This is a genomic window from Streptococcus sp. HF-2466 (genome assembly GCF_015594645.1).
In the GTDB taxonomy this organism is placed as follows: domain Bacteria; phylum Bacillota; class Bacilli; order Lactobacillales; family Streptococcaceae; genus Streptococcus; species Streptococcus anginosus.
The window spans coordinates 418971-435513 of sequence record NZ_JADNQU010000001.1; the positions used below are offsets into that span (position 1 = coordinate 418971).

Here is a 16543-nt window from a genome sequence, read left to right on the forward strand (position 1 = left end):
TAAACTTTTCATTCCATTCCTACTAAATAGTCGATAAAAGAGTAAACTTTTTTAAATGAAAATTTTCATAAAGGTCTAGACAGCTTTACAAAAAAGGCCACACAAAGTCGCCTTTTGATTTAGTTTATAAGATTGAATTGCAACAACAGGATATAATTTCAAATATCATTCCTCCATCGTCTGGTTACATACTAGTTTACCGTATTTTTCTGAAATTTTCAATAACTTTTTCTAAAAAATCAGCTGATTTGTGAACTTTTTTATTTTTTTACAACTCAAATATTCGGAAATAGAGGATTCTATTTTTGTAAAAAAGAATTGGGAGCATTCATCAGCCCAATTCTCTAAAAATCTTATCTAGTCTACTTTTACTACTTGAAGTTGAACTCCGCCCAACAACACTAGATATTTTTCTATTTTTTCAATACCATACGAACGACGAAGAGCTTCAGCGTAAAGTGCTAATTGTGCCTGGTAGCGCTCCACTAATTCACTTGGATTTGTATATTGATCTGTCTTATAATCAAAGAGAACGATACGATCAGCCAGTAGGAGATAACCATCCAAAATTCCACGGACTACAAAATCCTGTCCGCTCGCTTGATCTTGCTTTAACATAGCAAATGGAGCTTCACGATAAACTTTATCTGCCTGCTTTAAGAGTAGTTGACCAAGCTCTGTCTCAAAGAAACTAGCTATCTTTTGCAAATCAATCTTCTTTTTGACAGTTTCTTCTGCCTGAACCTGAGCCAATATTTCCTTTAAAATAGCTATTGTAGGCAATTGATTTAAAGGAATACGCTGCATCAGTTCATGGACAGCACTACCGATTTGCGCTCCTGTAACAGGGGCTTTTTTAGCAAAGTCAGGTAGTTCAAAAGAAGTTTTTCCAATAAAATCTGGAGTTTTTTTCTCCATAATCTCAACACCGTCTGTATCCATGACCGGTTCATAAAATTTCTTGATTTGGCTCGGTGTCCGAACACTTGGCAAATGGATGGCTGCTCGATACTGAGTATTTAGCCTGTCCACATTTTCCAAAATATCCAAAGCCCTACGAATATCCTCAGACTGGCGATTGTGCGCTAAGTTCTCCTCGACAATCCGTTCCTTCAGCTTTAACTGACCTATTTTCTCACTTGTTAAATCGCTATCCGTCACAAATTGTGTTGAAAAAGCTAAATCGTCTTTCTCAAAGACTGTCTGTAAAGCCCAAATCCAGTCTTGAAAACTTGTCATAGTTTGCCTAATGGAGGCTGCTAAACGACCATTTTCAGGAGCAGGGAAGGTCTTTTTCTCCAGGCTTTCTTGACGACCTTTGCCAACCAGATACAGCTTTCTTTCTGCCCGCGTCATAGCAACATAGAGCAGACGCATTTGCTCAGAAATACTTGCCAAATGAATCTCACGCTCATTTTGCACATAAGGAAGAGTATCAATAGACAAGCGAACATGGTTAGGCGCTAACTCATCAGCAGCGTCTACCACTACGTCCGCGACATACTTGATGCCGACGCCATTTTGACGACTGAGAATCAAAGCAGAACTACTATCCTTACGATTGAAGACTTTATCCATATTAAGCAAAAAGACATATTTAAATTCCAAACCTTTGCTCTTGTGAACTGTCATCAAGCGGACTGCATGTTTCGGAGCCGCAACAACGACACTCGCCAAATCATTTTGAGTTTCTAAGATCTTATCAATCATCCCAATAAAACGCGACAAGCCCTTAAAACTCATCTTTTCGTAGTCATTTGCTCGCAAAGTAAGAGCGTAGAGATTCGCTTGACGCCCTGCTCCATTTGGTAGGGCTCCTACATAGTCATAATAAAAGCGGTCTTGATAAATTTTCCAAAGCAAATCATAGAGCGAATTTATTTTTGCAAACTCTCGCCAATCCAGCAGTATTTTTTGAAACTGCTGGATTTTCTTTAAAAGAGGAGGTGTGATGAGTTCGGGATGTTGACCGTTCCCACTCAGAGCATTTTTCAATTTCTCATAGAGATTTTCCTGATGAGTAACATAAGTAGCTTCTGTCACCTTTTTTTGCAAGGCCAAACGAGCCAATTCATCCTCAGTAAAGGTGAACATTGGTGACTTTAGAAGTGCCACCAAAGCATAATCATTGAGCGGATTGTTAATCGTACGCAGGGTATCCAACATCACCATAACTTCTACAGATTGCAAATAATTATCCTCGCCACCGTCTGAAACGACTGGGATACCGTATTTGGCAAACTCAGATAAAATCACATCGTTGCGCGTCCGCGAAGCCGTTAGCAATGTCATATCTTCAAATGGGACATTTTCCTCATTGTGCAGACGGATAATTTCCTTAATGACCAGCGCTACTTCTCCTGCAGAAACAGAAGAAACATCCTTGTCATTCTCCTCATTATCCGTCTCAAGCGTTCCGTCATAAATGAGAAATTCCGTCTGATATTGTGGATTTGGTGCTTTTTTAGCAGGATTTCCAGCTACCAGATAATGCGTTTCATTATAATCAATTTCTCCCACTTCCTCATCCATGAGGCGTTTGAAAACGTCATTCGTGGCTTCCAAGACTTCCACATGACTGCGGAAATTCTCTTTCAAAACAAGCAATTTCCCTTGCCGGCTATCCTCTTGATAGGTTTTAAATTTCTCATTAAAAATCTGCGGATCAGCCTGACGAAAACGGTAAATAGACTGCTTAATATCCCCCACCATAAAGCGATTATGCCCATTTGATAACAGCTCCAGCATACGCTCCTGCGTGTGGTTGGTATCCTGATACTCGTCCACCATGACTTCATGATATTTTGTCCGATAAAAGTGGCGCACATCAGGAAATTCTTCCAAAATCTGAATGGCAAAATGACTGATATCCGCAAATTCAAACGCATTTTCTTCTTTTTTCCGTTGTAGATAGCTTGTCACAAACGATTTCATAAATTGCTGCAAGACAAGCAAGATTTCCTTGGCTTCCTCATGATAGGTCACTTGAAATTCAAAACGGTAAAATTGATCTGCCAAATCTCGTAAAACTTGAATCTTTTCCTTGCGCTTTTCATTATAGGCGTTGATGATTTCTTTTAATTCTTCTTTTCGTCCGCTGTTTGTCAAGGCTTTGCCATTGCTTGCGCGTGAAATCTCTACAATTCTATCAAGTGCTGTGAGATAAGCTTCCTCAGAGGACTGCTCTTGTAAGCCTACCAGACAATCAAGCACGCTCTGCACATTCTCAAGGTATTTTGCTTTGGGAAATTCCTTGGCTTCATTCGCCAAATGATAATGGAAAAAATCTTCTAGGTCATAAAGAGCTTCTTTTATTTGTGCTAAAAGTCGCGCTTCTTCTTGGAAATCCGCACGCTCATAGCCTTTCAAAAAGTCTTTTTCTAACCATGCTATTGGATTACTGGTGGATTGCAAAAAAGCATAAATCTTATAAACCTGCTCTCGAAAACCAAGCAAATCTTTCCTCTGACCTGTAAAATTTTTGACTAATTTTTTAAACAAAGTTGCCTGATCAGATTGATAGAAGTCTTCAAAAACTTGCTCAAAAACTTCGTTTTGTAGCAATAACTGCTCACTCGCATTTTGCAAAATGCGAAAATTTGGCGCCAATTCTAGGAGATAACCATATTTATTGAGGACCTTTTGGGTAAAAGAGTCCATGGTTCCAATGTCGGCATTCGGAATATCGGCTAATTGCTGCGCCAAGTGCTGTTTGAGCTCCTCATCATCTGTTGCCTTCAAGACCTTGGATAACTCTTTCTCCAAGCGCTCTTTTAATTCACTGGCTGCTTTAACGGTAAAAGTCGAAATGAAGAGCTGGTCAATGCGAACTCCCCGCAGAATTTGGTCAATAATCCGCTGCACCATAACAAAGGTTTTTCCTGAGCCTGCAGAAGCAGATACAAGAATATTTTGACCGGAGGAGTAAATGGCTTCGATTTGCTCTGGTGTACGTTTTTGAGATTTGTCAGACTGTGCTTCTTGATCCTGCAAAGCATAGATTTCTTCCTGACTCAAAAATGGAATCTGTCTCATTTTTCTAACTCCTCCTTCATCTTTTCTATCCATGCTTGACGCTTCTTTTCACCTGTCGGGTGGCTATCTAACTTAACCAAATGGCGGGCGCTAGAGAGGTGAAAGTTAGCTTCAAATCCCGTAATGGACTTGTACTGCTCCACAAAAGGTGCAATACTTCTGCCATTTTCCGTATAAGGATTGATGTAAAAATGCCCTGCCAAGATTTGCTCAGCAGCACGGCGATACAAGAGTGCATTATAAGCCAACAATGTCTCCAACTCCTCTTGACTCAACAGATTCACTTTCTTTTTATCGTACAAAGCATTCAGCTGACGAGCCTGCTCAGACAAGAACAGACCTTTGTATTCTAGGTTCTTCATTGCTTCTTTGACAGCGTCGCCTTGCGACTTCGTCTTGGCTAAAGGCACAAGTGGATTGGTCATCTGCAGATACATAGCACCAAAAGCATGCGCTTCTTCATTCATCCACGACTCTTGTTTCAAAGCTGCTAGATAGGTAGGTAATTGAGAATTTAAGCCATTGAAAAATTTTTGAAAATCAAAATTCGTATCGCTTGATTTATAGTCAACAACGCCTAGACTGCCATCTATCTTCAAACGGTCAATCCGGTCAACTTTCCCTCGAATTTGAAAGTTGCGTCCGTCTGACAAGGTTAGAACATTTGTTTCTTCCTGTCCGAAAACAGCTTCTTCTTGAATGGTTTCTACCAATTTATTTCTCTCTAAAACCTGTCCTGTCGCACGCGCTGTGTCCAGCAAAACTTCGTGAGCAAACAAGGCTTCTGCATTTTCTGTATAAAGAGTTTTAAATTCTGCCTCCTGACTGGTTTCTTGAATGGCTTTTTCTAGGCGATTATCAAATGGCTCACTAGACTGCTCTTGCATGACTTTTTCAAACACACGATGCAGAAAATTTCCATGGCTGCGCGCATCTGGGTGAATCGTCATTTCTTCCTGCAAAGCCAAGACATACTTCAAAAAATAAGCATATTGATTGCGGTAGAATTCTGTCAAAGCTGAAGTAGATAGCTGAAATGCTTGATGAGGCGGATAAAGAGCTTGCAATGTCTGCGTTGACAAGGTTTCTGTTTCAAGGCTTGACGTTACATTAGGAATCGAAATACCTTCGCTTTCCAATTTTTTGCGCAGAACCCGCACAGCTACTGACCAAAAAGTCTGTTCTTTCTCCGTCAAAGAGCGCTCTTTATCAATATCACCTTGATTCAACTCAATAACCCTCGCCAGCAGAGCTCGATAAGTACCAATATCATCACTCGTTGCCTGCGAACGCTTCACTTCAATCGGCAGCCCAATTGGTTGTTCATGCAATTCTAACAAATATGGAGAAATGTTGTTCTCTATTTCATTGACAATCTGAGGAGTGGAGAGCACCAACCTCTCCGTTGCAGCATTCAGAAGTGACAAAGCGACAAAACGATTTTTCTGGAGATTTTCCTGAGCAGCAATCAGCAATTCCGAGCGCTCATCAGTCGCTTCATTTAATCGTAATCGGTCTTCATCTGACAAAAGGCTCTTATTTTGGGAAATTTTTGGAAAATAGTCTTGGGTCAAACCAACAGCATAGACAAAAGGACTTGACAAAGGCTCGATTAAGTCATAAGACTGAATGGTCACGACATCTACTGTTGCTGGAATAGTTCGATAGTTGGATAACAGCATTCCTGACTGCACCAGAGTCAGAAAATCATCTAGCTTGACCTTGCTGGCTGAAAAGACACTGGCAAATTGTTCCAAAACATGACAAAAAGCTTTCCAAACTTCTTCTTGCCGTTCTTGATCTTGCGGATTCGTAGAATCTACCAAACCAGAAAAATTCTGAGAAAAAGCAATCACTGTCAAAAATTGATGAAATTTCTGGAGCAGACCTGTCGCTGTTTGACGGCGAGATTTAAAAAATTCCAAAAGCGGAGTGACTATTTTTTTTCTTAATTGATTGATGTGAATCAGGTCAAATTTTTGATGCTGATTATGAGTAAAATCTTTAGAAAATTTACTAATCCCTTTTACATCTGCAAAGCGAATATATTGCTCAAATAAGTCTAGTTCTTCTTGCTTTAAATGACCATAAAGACCTGTTTTTACAAGATTGAGCAAATCTTCTGTCCGAAAATTATAGCGTTTTAAACGCACTAACGCTTCAATAAACTGCACCAAAGGGTGATGTGCCATGGACTCGCTTCGCCCCAAATAAAAAGGAATCTGATACTGATCAAAAATCGTCTTTAACTGCAAACGATAGGCTTCCACATCTCCCAAAAGTAAGCGAATATCTTTGTAGCGAGCACCATCATGAACTCGCTGGCGAATGCTTTTCGCCACATATTCCAGTTCTTCTTTTTGATTGACAGTCGACCAAATCTGTACATGCGAACGGTCTTGCTCCGTCAGCTCCAGCTCAACATCTGAGAAATCATAGCGGCTTTCTAGCAGTTTTGAAATGTTTCCAAAAGCATCATCTGGCTGCTTTGCAGGTCTATATTCAGGTTTCACTTCATACTCATTTGCCAAATGGCGCAAGAAATCCACGCTAGCCTGATACAGATTACCCTCTCGAAAAGTCGCACGGTATGCCTTCTCACTGGCATAAACACCAATAATGATTTCCACACCCTTGCTATGCAAAAGCTCGATCAAATAAGCTTCTTCAGCTGAAAAACGTGTAAAACCGTCAATGACCAAAGCCAATCCTTGCAATTCTTTATCTACATCACCTGCTGTAATATGATTGGCAAAGACCATAATATTTGACTCAGAAATAAATTCACTCTGATTTAGCTGATGCGTCACTAGCTGTAAAATCTTGATCAAATCTGCTTTTTTCTCATCCTCATCTAGATAGTCCAAATCCGAAAAGGTCATCTGAGCAGCTTGCAATTCATGATAAAGCTCAACCAATTGCTGAATAAATTGCGCATCCGTCCGAATGCCACCGTACACCCGCAAATCGTGCTCATCCATTTCTGATAAGACTTTGTAAAACAGCATTCCCAAACCAATATCGTCTAATGGTCTGCCTTGCTGCACATTATTGAGGACAAAATAACGCGCCATCTGCGCAAAACGTGTCACTGTAATAGCAAACGAAGCGTGGTTTTCTAAAAGACTCAAAACAGCCCTCTCCTTTTCAAATGAAAGAGAGTTAGGGGCAATATAAAACACGCGCTTGCCTGCCTGTGCCAAGCGCTCTGCTTCTTTTACCAAAATCTTCGTTAAGGGATTGCGAATATCAGTATAAAGTAATTTCATGATCATCCTTTTTGTCAAAATATAGTCCTATTATATCATTTTTAAAGTTTTTCAACAGCGATTGACTACATACCTTTTCAAGAAAAAAATCCCCACAAGAATACTTGTGGAGAACGATTTTTAATGATAAGCTAAAGCTTTTTTGAAGCTCTTCCAAATGCCAATATCATCTGTTTGTAAAATTAAGCTGGAGTAAATCCGACCGATATAAACTGTCATTCCTAAGGTAAAGACAAAGGAAATGGCAAATGAAATCCAAGCTTCTAGCCCATTTGCATAACCGTTAATGGCACGGAAGGGCATAAAGAAAGTCGAAATGAATGGGATAAAAGAACCAACTTTAAGCAAAATTGTGTCACCAGCGTTTCCAAGAGCCGTCACTCCCAAAAATCCAAGGAGAATCAGCATCACAACAGGCTGAACAGCTTTCCCAACATCTTCAATTCTTGTTACCATCGAGCCTAAAAAGGCAGACAGGACAACGAACAAAAAGACACTCAAAGTAATGAAAGCAATGGTATTAAAGGAAATTGCTTCTCCCAAATGCTTCATCAGATTTGGATTGGCATCTAAGAATTCTTTTACAAAAGAAATCTGGTCTGAAAAAGCAAGCAACAGCACAGCGCCGATTACATAAATGCTGACATGGGTCAAGATAACTGCAAAAATTCCTGCCATTCGACCATAGAAATATTCAGAAGCCTTGATACTGGAGAAAATAACCTCCATAATCTTCGTCCCTTTTTCGCTTGCAATTTCTTGAGCAGTTGAGCTTGTGTAAACAATGAGAATCATATAAAGTACAAGACCAATTGCTGTTGCGACAATCGTTTGAGTGGCCTTCTTCGCTTCTTTCTTCTCATCAATCTTTTCTTTGAAATCAATAGCTCTTGAAAGTAGCTTCACTTGATTAGCTGATAAATTAGCTTGGCTAATATTTGCAACCTGTTGCAACTGCATCAGTTTCTGTGTAATTTCAATTTTTGTAGCACTACTCATGCTCGTATCTGCAAAATAAGTTGCCTTGATTTGCCCGTCTGCTTCTGATACTAGCAAATATCCGCCAACATCGCCATCTTTTACAGCTTTCTTAGCTGCTGCTTTATTTTTATAATCGAAATCCAGATTCTTAGTATCTTTCAGAGCTTCCTTCACTTGAGCATTGTCTGATACAACTGCGACACGGTTAGAATTACTATTTGACATGGAGGAAAGATAACCAACTCCCATACTCAGACCGATAAAAATGAAAGGCGAAATAACCATGAAGACAAAACTCCATGACTTGACATGACGAAGATAGGTTTCTTTGATAACAATTAAAGTCTGTTTCATACTTCCACCCCTGATTCTAACTTAAAGATTTCATCAATTGTTGGAGCTTGTTGGTCAAAAGTTTCAATATATTGTCCTTTAGTCAACAAGTCAAACAATTCCTTACCAGCTGCTTCGTCATCTAATATCAATCGCCATGTTCCCTGGTTGGTTAGATTGACTTTACTTACGTGAGGAAGTGCTTCTAATTCCGTTTGAGACAGCGAGCTAGACACAAAGAGACGTGTTTTGCCGTATTGATTACGAACTTCCTGCACGCTGCCATCCAAAATGACTTTCCCATCACGAATCATAACAACATCATCACACAATTCTTCCACATTGGTCATCACATGGTCAGAGAAAATAATCGTTGCTCCACGCTCTTTTTCCTCAATAATGACCTGTTTCAAAATCTCGGTATTCACAGGATCCAAACCACTAAATGGCTCGTCTAGGATAATCAAATTTGGTTCATGCAAGAGTGTGATAATCAGCTGAACCTTTTGTTGATTCCCTTTAGACAAGCTCTTGATTTTATCGGTCACTTTGCCTTTGACTTGCAAGCGCTCCATCCACTGAGGTAATTTTTCTTTCACAACTGCATTTGGTACTCCCTTTAAATTTGCCAAATACCGCACTTGCTCATAAACAGTCATCTTAGGCATCAGACTCCGCTCTTCTGGCAAATAACCAATTTTCCGATAGGTCTCCTGAGAAATCGGTTGCTTATCAAATGTAATGTTTCCGCTGTATTCTAAAAAATGCAGAATACTGTGGAAAATCGTTGTTTTCCCAGCACCGTTCTTTCCAATCAAACCGAGGATTTGTCCTGATTCAGCTTTGAAATCAACACCAAATAGCACTTGTTTTTGCCCAAAACTTTTTTCTAAATTTTGAATTTCAAGCATCCTAAACCTCCTAAAATTCTAATCTCTATATTTAATAGCATAACATTTTGAAAGCGTATTTTCAAGTTTTTGTGTAAAATTTCCTTATTTTCTACAGTAAAAAGAGAGCCATCAACAGTTGGCCACAGTTCAACTATCTCTCACTCTCTTGCCTTGATTCTATTTGTAATTTTCTAAGCCTTAAAGGCATCTACCAGTACTTGAAATTCTTCATTGGAGAGCGTAATCCCTTTCCCCATTTTTGTATGGTCAGGACTCCAACTACGGATATCGTATTTGGCTGGCGCACCATTGAAGCTCACACGATTCAGCTCTTTCGTCCAGCCTTTATCATTTTCTGACAACACCAATAACTTTTCTTCTATCTCAAATTTGAATTCTGACATTTTTGTCTCCTTTTTCTTCTTTCTTGATTTATTCGTAAAAAATTTACTTTTTTAGCGAGTTTGTTATATAATATATTGTAACAAGTTATGGAGAATTTAGCTATGAAAAAATTTCTCGAAATGATTTTAGAGCGCGCAAGTGAATTTATCAATTACAAAAAGGATACACAAGAGGTAGAGGAAGACAACACCAATATTTTGCAGACGATTGAAACAGCTTTGCAAAATAAGTCTGGCGTACATGTCATTTTTTCAGATAAAAGTTTTACTGGTGATATTGTCAAATATGACAAAGAGCGTCAGCAATTGATTGTTAAAAACTTCCAGAAAAGTATGTCAACGATTATTCGTATTTCAGATATTAAGCGGATTCGTCTGGTTCCAAATACTATCAGAGAAGCGCAAAAAAGAAATTCCAACCTCAGCTAGGAGATTGGAATTTTTTTTATTCAAATAAGCTGTAATAATCCGCAATCGTCATTTTCGCTTTCTCTTCTTGATGTAAGTCTTGGATAATTTGTCCGTCTTTCATGACAATCAAGCGATTGCCGTATTTAAGAGCATCTTCCATGTGGTGAGTAATCATGAGAGCAGTCAGTTGATCACGATTTACAAATTCATCTGTCAGACTCATCAATGCCACACTGGTTTTGGGGTCAAGCGCTGCTGTATGTTCATCCAAAAGCAACAGCTCAGGGCGTTTGAGAGTCGCCATTAAAAGACTCAACGCCTGTCTTTGTCCGCCCGAGAGAAATTCAATCGGTGTGTCCAAATGTTTTTCTAAGCCATTGCCGATTTTGTCTATTGTCTCCTGAAATTCTTTGCGATAATGGCTCAGACAACGTGGCACCAGACGGCGTTTTTCACCACGAAATTTAGCAATCAATAGATTTTCTGCCACCGTCATGCGCGGAGCTGTTCCCATTTTTGGGTCTTGAAAAACGCGTGACAGATACTTAGCCCGTTTTTCTGGTGAATAACTGGTCACATTTTCACCTAGAATATAAATGCTGCCACTCGTCAATGGTAATGTTCCTGCAATGACATTGAAAAGCGTGGATTTCCCTGCCCCATTTCCGCCTAAAATCGTAATGAAGTCATGCTCAAAAATATCCAGTGAAACATCATTTAAAATAACTTTTTCTTCCTCAATACCTGTGTTGACAATTTTTGTCGCGTTTTTTAATTCTACAATTGCTGTCATTTGCTTAACTTGACTCCTTTAAAGAATTTATTTTTGAAAGTCGGAATCATGAGACAAATTGCCAAGATAACCGCACTATAAAGGCGAAGATAGCTGGTATTAAAGCCAAGCGCAATCACGCCCCAAATCAGGAATTGATAGAGAATAGCTCCGATGACAATCGTCAATAGGCGTTCTGCCAATGTCAGGCTGGTAAAAAGCACCTCTCCAATAATGAGACTGGCAAGTCCCACAACGATGACACCAATCCCGCGCGAGACATCCGCATAACCTTCCTGCTGAGCAATAAGGGCACCAGCTAGGGCAATGACACCATTAGACAGCACCAGACCCATTAACTCCATTCGTCCTGTGTGAATGCCAAAACTCCTTGCCATATCAGGATTATCACCCGTAGCAATATAAGCTTGACCCAATTTTGTATCTAAGAAAAAGAGCAATGCAGTTATTACCAAACTGACAAAAATCAATCCTGTCAGAAGATTGTTTAATTCGCCAGAAAACGGTAGAAAGTCCTGAATTTGCTTCGTTCCAAGAAGTCCAAGATTAGCCCGCCCCATTAACATAAGCATAATAGAATGGCAGGAAGTCATGACTAAAATTCCCGAAAGGAGAGTAGGAATTTTCCCCTTAGTATAGAGAAGTCCCGTTACCATGCCTGCCAGACAGCCAGCCAGAATGGCAACAGCAGTTGCCAGAAAAGGATTGATTCCCTTACTAATCAGCGTAACTGCTACTGCTCCGCCCAATGGAAAAGAGCCCTCTGTTGTCATATCAGGGAAGTTTAAAATGCGGAAAGTCATAAAAATCCCCAAGCCTAAAATAGCCCAAACAAGTCCTTGTGAGACAATTGAAAGTATCATACTGTTGTCCTAACTTTTAAAATATCGTTTCTTATAATCGGATTACTCAATGACTTGTCCTGCTTTTTTCAGAACATCATCTGGAATTGTTATTCCTAACTGAGCAGCCACTTTTTTGTTCACAACTGATTTGCCAGTAGCAAAGATTTCAACAGCTGTGTCTGCTGGTTTAGCGCCCTTCAAAATTTTCGCCGTCATTTTTCCAGTCGCCACTCCAAGATCTTTTTGATCGACAACCACTGAACCCAGACCACCTTCTTCTACCATAGCGGTCGCACTTGGATAGATTGGTTTTTTAGCCGTTTGATTGCTGGAAACGACTGTTGAAAAAGCTGAAGCAATGGTGTTGTCAATTGGAATCCAAATGGCATCTACCTTTCCTGTCATCACATTCATGGTTGAAGCAATCTCATTGGTAGAAGGTACAGAATAAGGAAGCACTTTATAGCCTGCTTTTTCAGCCAAAGCTGTAAATTCTTCTACCTGCGTTTTTGAATTGTCTTCACTGCTTGAATAAAGGACGCCGATTGTTTTCACATTCGGTGTTAATTGTTTGATGAGCTCCAATTGCTGTTGAGCTGGGTTGTGGTCAGACACACCTGTAATGTTGCCTCCCGGCTTTTTCAAATCCTTTACTAAATTCGCCCCAACTGGATCGGTCACTGCTCCCATGACGATTGGCTTGTCTTTCGTTGCACTAGCCAAACCTTGAGCAGCAGGCGTTGCGATTCCAATCAGCACGTCATTGCCATTGGCAACTAATTGCTTGCTCATCGTTGCCACTTTACTTTGGTCACCTTCTGCATTCATAAAGTCAATTTTGATCTTCTTGCCTTTATAACCTTCTTGCGCCAATCCTTCTTGAATCCCTTTATAAATCAAATCAAGTGACGGATGACTGACATATTGCAGCACACCAACTTTTACTGTTTTGGTTGTATTGTTTGTCTTCGGTGCTTTCTCGCCATTTACACTAGAATAAATAATGCCTCCGACAACTAATACCACTAAAAGAGCAATCATTCCCATTAACCGTTTGTTTTTCATATCTGTTCTCCATTTCATATTTTTCTATTTTTTATTCGAGTAAAAGCCAGAGTCGCCATCGTTTAAACATATTTTTCCTCCATTTTAAGGGAAATGAAACAATAAAAGAAAAACCCACACACAGTTCATCCTGTGTGAGGGCGTAAATCGCGGTGCCACCTCAATTATGGGAAAAATAATAGACTTCTCCCACATCTCTATCTTGTCTAACAACAAGTTGCACTGTAAGGTGTGCTCACCGAATTTTTATCGTTTCAAATTCAACTTCTATCCATTAGCCCAATTTCATAAAACGCTGCTACTTGTTTTCACCAACCACAAGCTCTCTGCCAACAACTATTTTATTACTTTTCTAATTTGATATTATTTTAGATGTTTCTGAAACAAATGTCAAGTGTTTTGTCAAACTTTTCTGACAATAATTTTCCAACCTTTTCTTGCTATTTTTTGTTATAATTTTCTTTAGTATCATTCAAGGAGAGAAAAACATGTCCTTTGACGGATTTTTTTTACACCATATGACAGAGGAATTGCGGCAAGAGTTGCTATATGGTCGTATTCAAAAAATCAACCAACCTTTTGAGCAGGAATTAGTGCTGCAAATCCGCAGCAAGCGGCAAAATCACAAATTACTCTTATCCGCTCACCCTGTTTTTGGTCGCATTCAACTAACCCATACCGCCTTTGAAAATCCAGCAGTGCCTACCACATTTATCATGGTTATGCGGAAATACCTGCAAGGTGCTACGATTGAAAGCATTGAACAGATTGACAATGACCGAATTTTGGAAATCTCTGTCTCCAACAAAAATGAAATCGGAGATAGCGTGGCAGTAACACTGGTCATCGAAATCATGGGCAAGCACAGCAATATCATCCTAATGGATAAGGCAAGCGGCAATATTATTGAAGCTATTAAACATGTCGGCTTTTCTCAAAATAGTTACCGTACGATTCTGCCGGGCTCAAGCTATGTCGCTCCACCTCAGACAGGCAACCGCAATCCGTTTACGATTTCTGATGAAAAATTATTTGAAATTTTGCATACAGAGGATTTGTCGGCCCGTTCTTTACAAAACTTATTTCAAGGCTTGGGGCGCGATACAGCGACCGAGCTCAGTCAGTGCTTAACGAGTGACAAACTAAAAACCTTCCGTGCTTTCTTTGCCAGTCCCACGCAAGCTCATCTGACAACTAAATCCTTTGCGCCCATTCTTTTTGCGGATAGTCAGAAAGAATTTCCGAGCTTATCGCAGCTGCTAGACGACTTCTATCAAGACAAGGCGGAACGCGACCGTGTTAATCAGCAAGCCAGTGAACTGATTCATCGAGTGGAGAATGAATTAGAAAAAAACCGCAAGAAATTAAAAAAACAAGAGCAGGAATTAGTCGCGACTGAAAATGCTGAAGAATTTCGCCAAAAAGGAGAACTCCTCACTACTTTTTTGCACCAAGTTCCCAACAATCAAGACCAAGTAGAACTGGACAATTACTACACAAGCGAGAAAATTACTATTGTGCTGGATAAAGCTTTGACCCCTAACCAAAATGCTCAGCGCTATTTTAAGAAATATCAAAAACTGAAAGAAGCAGTCAAGCATTTAACGGGACTGATTGAAGAAACTAAAGAAACCATTCAATATTTGGAGAGTGTGGAAACCGCCCTGTCACAGGCTAGCTTGACAGAAATCGCAGAGATTCGTGAGGAATTGATCCAGACGGGCTTTATTCGCCGACGCCAGCGTGAGAAAATTCAAAAACGAAAGAAACCAGAAAAATACTTGGCAACTGACGGTAAGACGATTATTTTGGTTGGTCGAAACAACTTGCAAAATGACGAGTTGACTTTTAAAATGGCTAAAAAAGAGGAGCTTTGGTTTCATGCCAAGGATATTCCCGGCAGTCACGTGGTCATCACAGGCAATCTGCAACCAAGTGATGAGGTCAAGACAGATGCTGCGGAATTGGCAGCATACTTTTCTAAGGCGAGATTGTCCAATCTCGTTCAGGTGGATATGATTGAAGTCAAAAAGCTCAATAAGCCAACCGGTGGCAAGCCCGGTTTTGTGACCTATACTGGACAAAAGACCCTGCGGGTCACTCCCGATGAAGCCAAAATCAAATCTATGAAAATGTAAAGGTGTCCGCTAATCGGCACCTTTTTCTGACGACTCTTCGTACGGCCGACCCTCAGACGAAGTGAACCACTTTTCTGGCAAGCTGTCCGACCCTCGGACGAAGCAAACCAGTTTTCAGGCAGGCTGTCCGACCCTCGGATGAAGTGAATCAGTTCTCAGGCAAACTATCTGACCCTCGGACGGAGTGAAGCAGTTCTTAGGCAAACTATCTGACCCTCGGACGGAGTGAAGCACTTTTCTGACAAGCTATCCGACCCTCAGACGGAGTGAACCAGTTCTTAGATAGGTCGTCGACGTGGGCGGCAGTTTAAACTAATTCCCATTCTCTCCATCGACTGGGGCGACAGGCTAAACCAAGTCTCATTCTCTCCGTCGACCGAGGCGACAGGCTAAACCAAGTCTCATTCTCTCCATCGACCGAGGCGACAGTTTAAACCAAGTCTTATTCTCTCTGTCGACCGGGGCGACAGTTTAAACCAAGTCTTATTCTCTCCGTCGACTGGGGCGACAGGCTAACCCAAGTCTTATTCTCTCCATCGACCAGAGAGACAGACCTAAAAAAGGTTGGAAACTGAATTCCAACCTTTGTATTCTATTTCAGACTATTTAAGGTGTATGTAAGTCTCTTAAACCTACCCCGCCGCCTTTTATTCCGATTTCTCAATATCTTCTTTTAGCTCCGCCACATTCAATTTGGCAGCGAGAAAATCTTGGTCTTGAACCGGAAAACGCTGCTCCAAAGCCGCAATCGTTCCGATTTCAACCTCTCCATTTTTCATGACAAAATCCATGACATGTCCACCGAATTGGTGGTCATCAGATAGAAAATGAAGATGATAACCAGCTACGCTGACGCCGTGAAACAGCTCCGGCGTCCAAAAGCCAACAATCGTTCCTGAAATGTGTTCTGCATGATACTCCGGCTGATGAGCTGCGATTTCTGCAAACCTCTTTCCCGGAGAGGATTTTGGAGCTATTCGCACGTGCATGCTGCTAAATTCACCATGAATCTTAATTGAGCGAAAAAGATTTTCCCCGACATAGCTAGCTTCTATGCGCTTCTTCAACGCTTCATCAGTCAGCTCAACGTCCTGACGAAAACACGCTTCTGCTCGGTGAAAAGCCACTGCAGCATAAGGAACCGTCCTATCTGTTGAAACTTCTATCACTTCAGGACTTGCTCCTATCCCCTTGGCTTGATAGGCCTTGCCGTCAAGCACAATCAGCTCTCCGTCAATAGAGTCTAAAGTACCAATCCCTAAATCGCCATGTTGAAGCAATTCTTCAATCGTCATCGTCCCCTTGTAAAGCCCCGCCATCAAAGCCCCCAAAGTATTGTAGTGAAATAATGTTACAAGCTTTTCCATTTCTCCTCC

11 protein-coding genes and 1 other annotated feature are annotated in these 16543 nt (G+C 40.5%); of the genes, 2 read left to right on the plus strand and 9 right to left on the minus strand.

The annotated features are described in order from the left end of the window. Positions 1-357 precede the first annotated feature (357 nt). The 5 genes from addA to IYQ91_RS02130 form a co-directional block, all read right to left on the minus strand. Positions 358-4035, minus strand: a complete 3678-nt coding sequence (gene addA, locus IYQ91_RS02110) for a helicase-exonuclease AddAB subunit AddA (RefSeq protein ID WP_195672926.1) — start codon at positions 4033-4035, stop codon at positions 358-360. After that, positions 4032-7304, minus strand: coding sequence for an ATP-dependent nuclease subunit B (gene rexB, locus IYQ91_RS02115; protein WP_195672927.1), 3273 nt, complete (start codon positions 7302-7304; stop codon positions 4032-4034). The genes addA and rexB overlap by 4 nt, the downstream gene beginning before the upstream one ends. Before the next feature lie 120 nt (positions 7305-7424). Further along, a complete protein-coding gene (locus tag IYQ91_RS02120; protein WP_003030981.1) occupies positions 7425-8639 on the minus strand; it encodes an ABC transporter permease in 1215 nt (404 codons plus the stop codon). After that, the gene (locus IYQ91_RS02125; RefSeq protein WP_195672928.1) at positions 8636-9529 is read right to left on the minus strand and encodes an ABC transporter ATP-binding protein; all 894 of its coding nucleotides are present in this window, start codon (positions 9527-9529) and stop codon (positions 8636-8638) included. The genes IYQ91_RS02120 and IYQ91_RS02125 overlap by 4 nt, the downstream gene beginning before the upstream one ends. Before the next feature lie 173 nt (positions 9530-9702). Next, positions 9703-9915, minus strand: a complete 213-nt coding sequence (locus tag IYQ91_RS02130) for a YdbC family protein (protein ID WP_003025304.1) — start codon at positions 9913-9915, stop codon at positions 9703-9705. Between the two features lie 87 nt (positions 9916-10002). Here IYQ91_RS02130 and IYQ91_RS02135 point away from each other — a divergent pair, with 87 nt between their 5' ends. Continuing rightward, positions 10003-10344: a hypothetical protein gene (locus IYQ91_RS02135; RefSeq protein ID WP_195672929.1), complete on the plus strand. Its 342-nt coding sequence runs from the start codon at positions 10003-10005 to the stop codon at positions 10342-10344. Between the two features lie 16 nt (positions 10345-10360). On the opposite strand, the gene IYQ91_RS02140 is transcribed toward IYQ91_RS02135, so the two are convergent. The 3 genes from IYQ91_RS02140 to trpX are packed head-to-tail and all read right to left on the minus strand — an operon-like array spanning position 10361 to position 13029. After that, positions 10361-11119 (minus strand): ABC transporter ATP-binding protein, encoded by a 759-nt coding sequence (locus tag IYQ91_RS02140; RefSeq protein WP_195672930.1) that lies wholly within the window; start codon positions 11117-11119, stop codon positions 10361-10363. Then, positions 11116-11982 (minus strand): ABC transporter permease, encoded by an 867-nt coding sequence (locus tag IYQ91_RS02145; protein ID WP_174721440.1) that lies wholly within the window; start codon positions 11980-11982, stop codon positions 11116-11118. Before IYQ91_RS02145 ends, IYQ91_RS02140 begins: the two co-directional genes overlap by 4 nt. A gap of 42 nt (positions 11983-12024) precedes the next feature. After that, a complete protein-coding gene (trpX, locus tag IYQ91_RS02150; protein WP_021001498.1) occupies positions 12025-13029 on the minus strand; it encodes a tryptophan ABC transporter substrate-binding protein in 1005 nt (334 codons plus the stop codon). Positions 13030-13162: 133 nt separating this feature from the next. Beyond that, positions 13163-13399 (minus strand) — a binding site (T-box leader). Between the two features lie 118 nt (positions 13400-13517). Here trpX and fbp62 point away from each other — a divergent pair. Next, positions 13518-15167, plus strand: coding sequence for an Rqc2 family fibronectin-binding protein Fbp62 (gene fbp62, locus IYQ91_RS02155; protein WP_195672931.1), 1650 nt, complete (start codon positions 13518-13520; stop codon positions 15165-15167). Between the two features lie 647 nt (positions 15168-15814). Here fbp62 and budA read toward each other — a convergent pair. Further along, entirely contained in the window at positions 15815-16534 is a 720-nt protein-coding gene (budA, locus tag IYQ91_RS02160) for an acetolactate decarboxylase (RefSeq protein WP_195672932.1), read from the minus strand. Between the last annotated feature and the right edge of the window lie 9 nt (positions 16535-16543).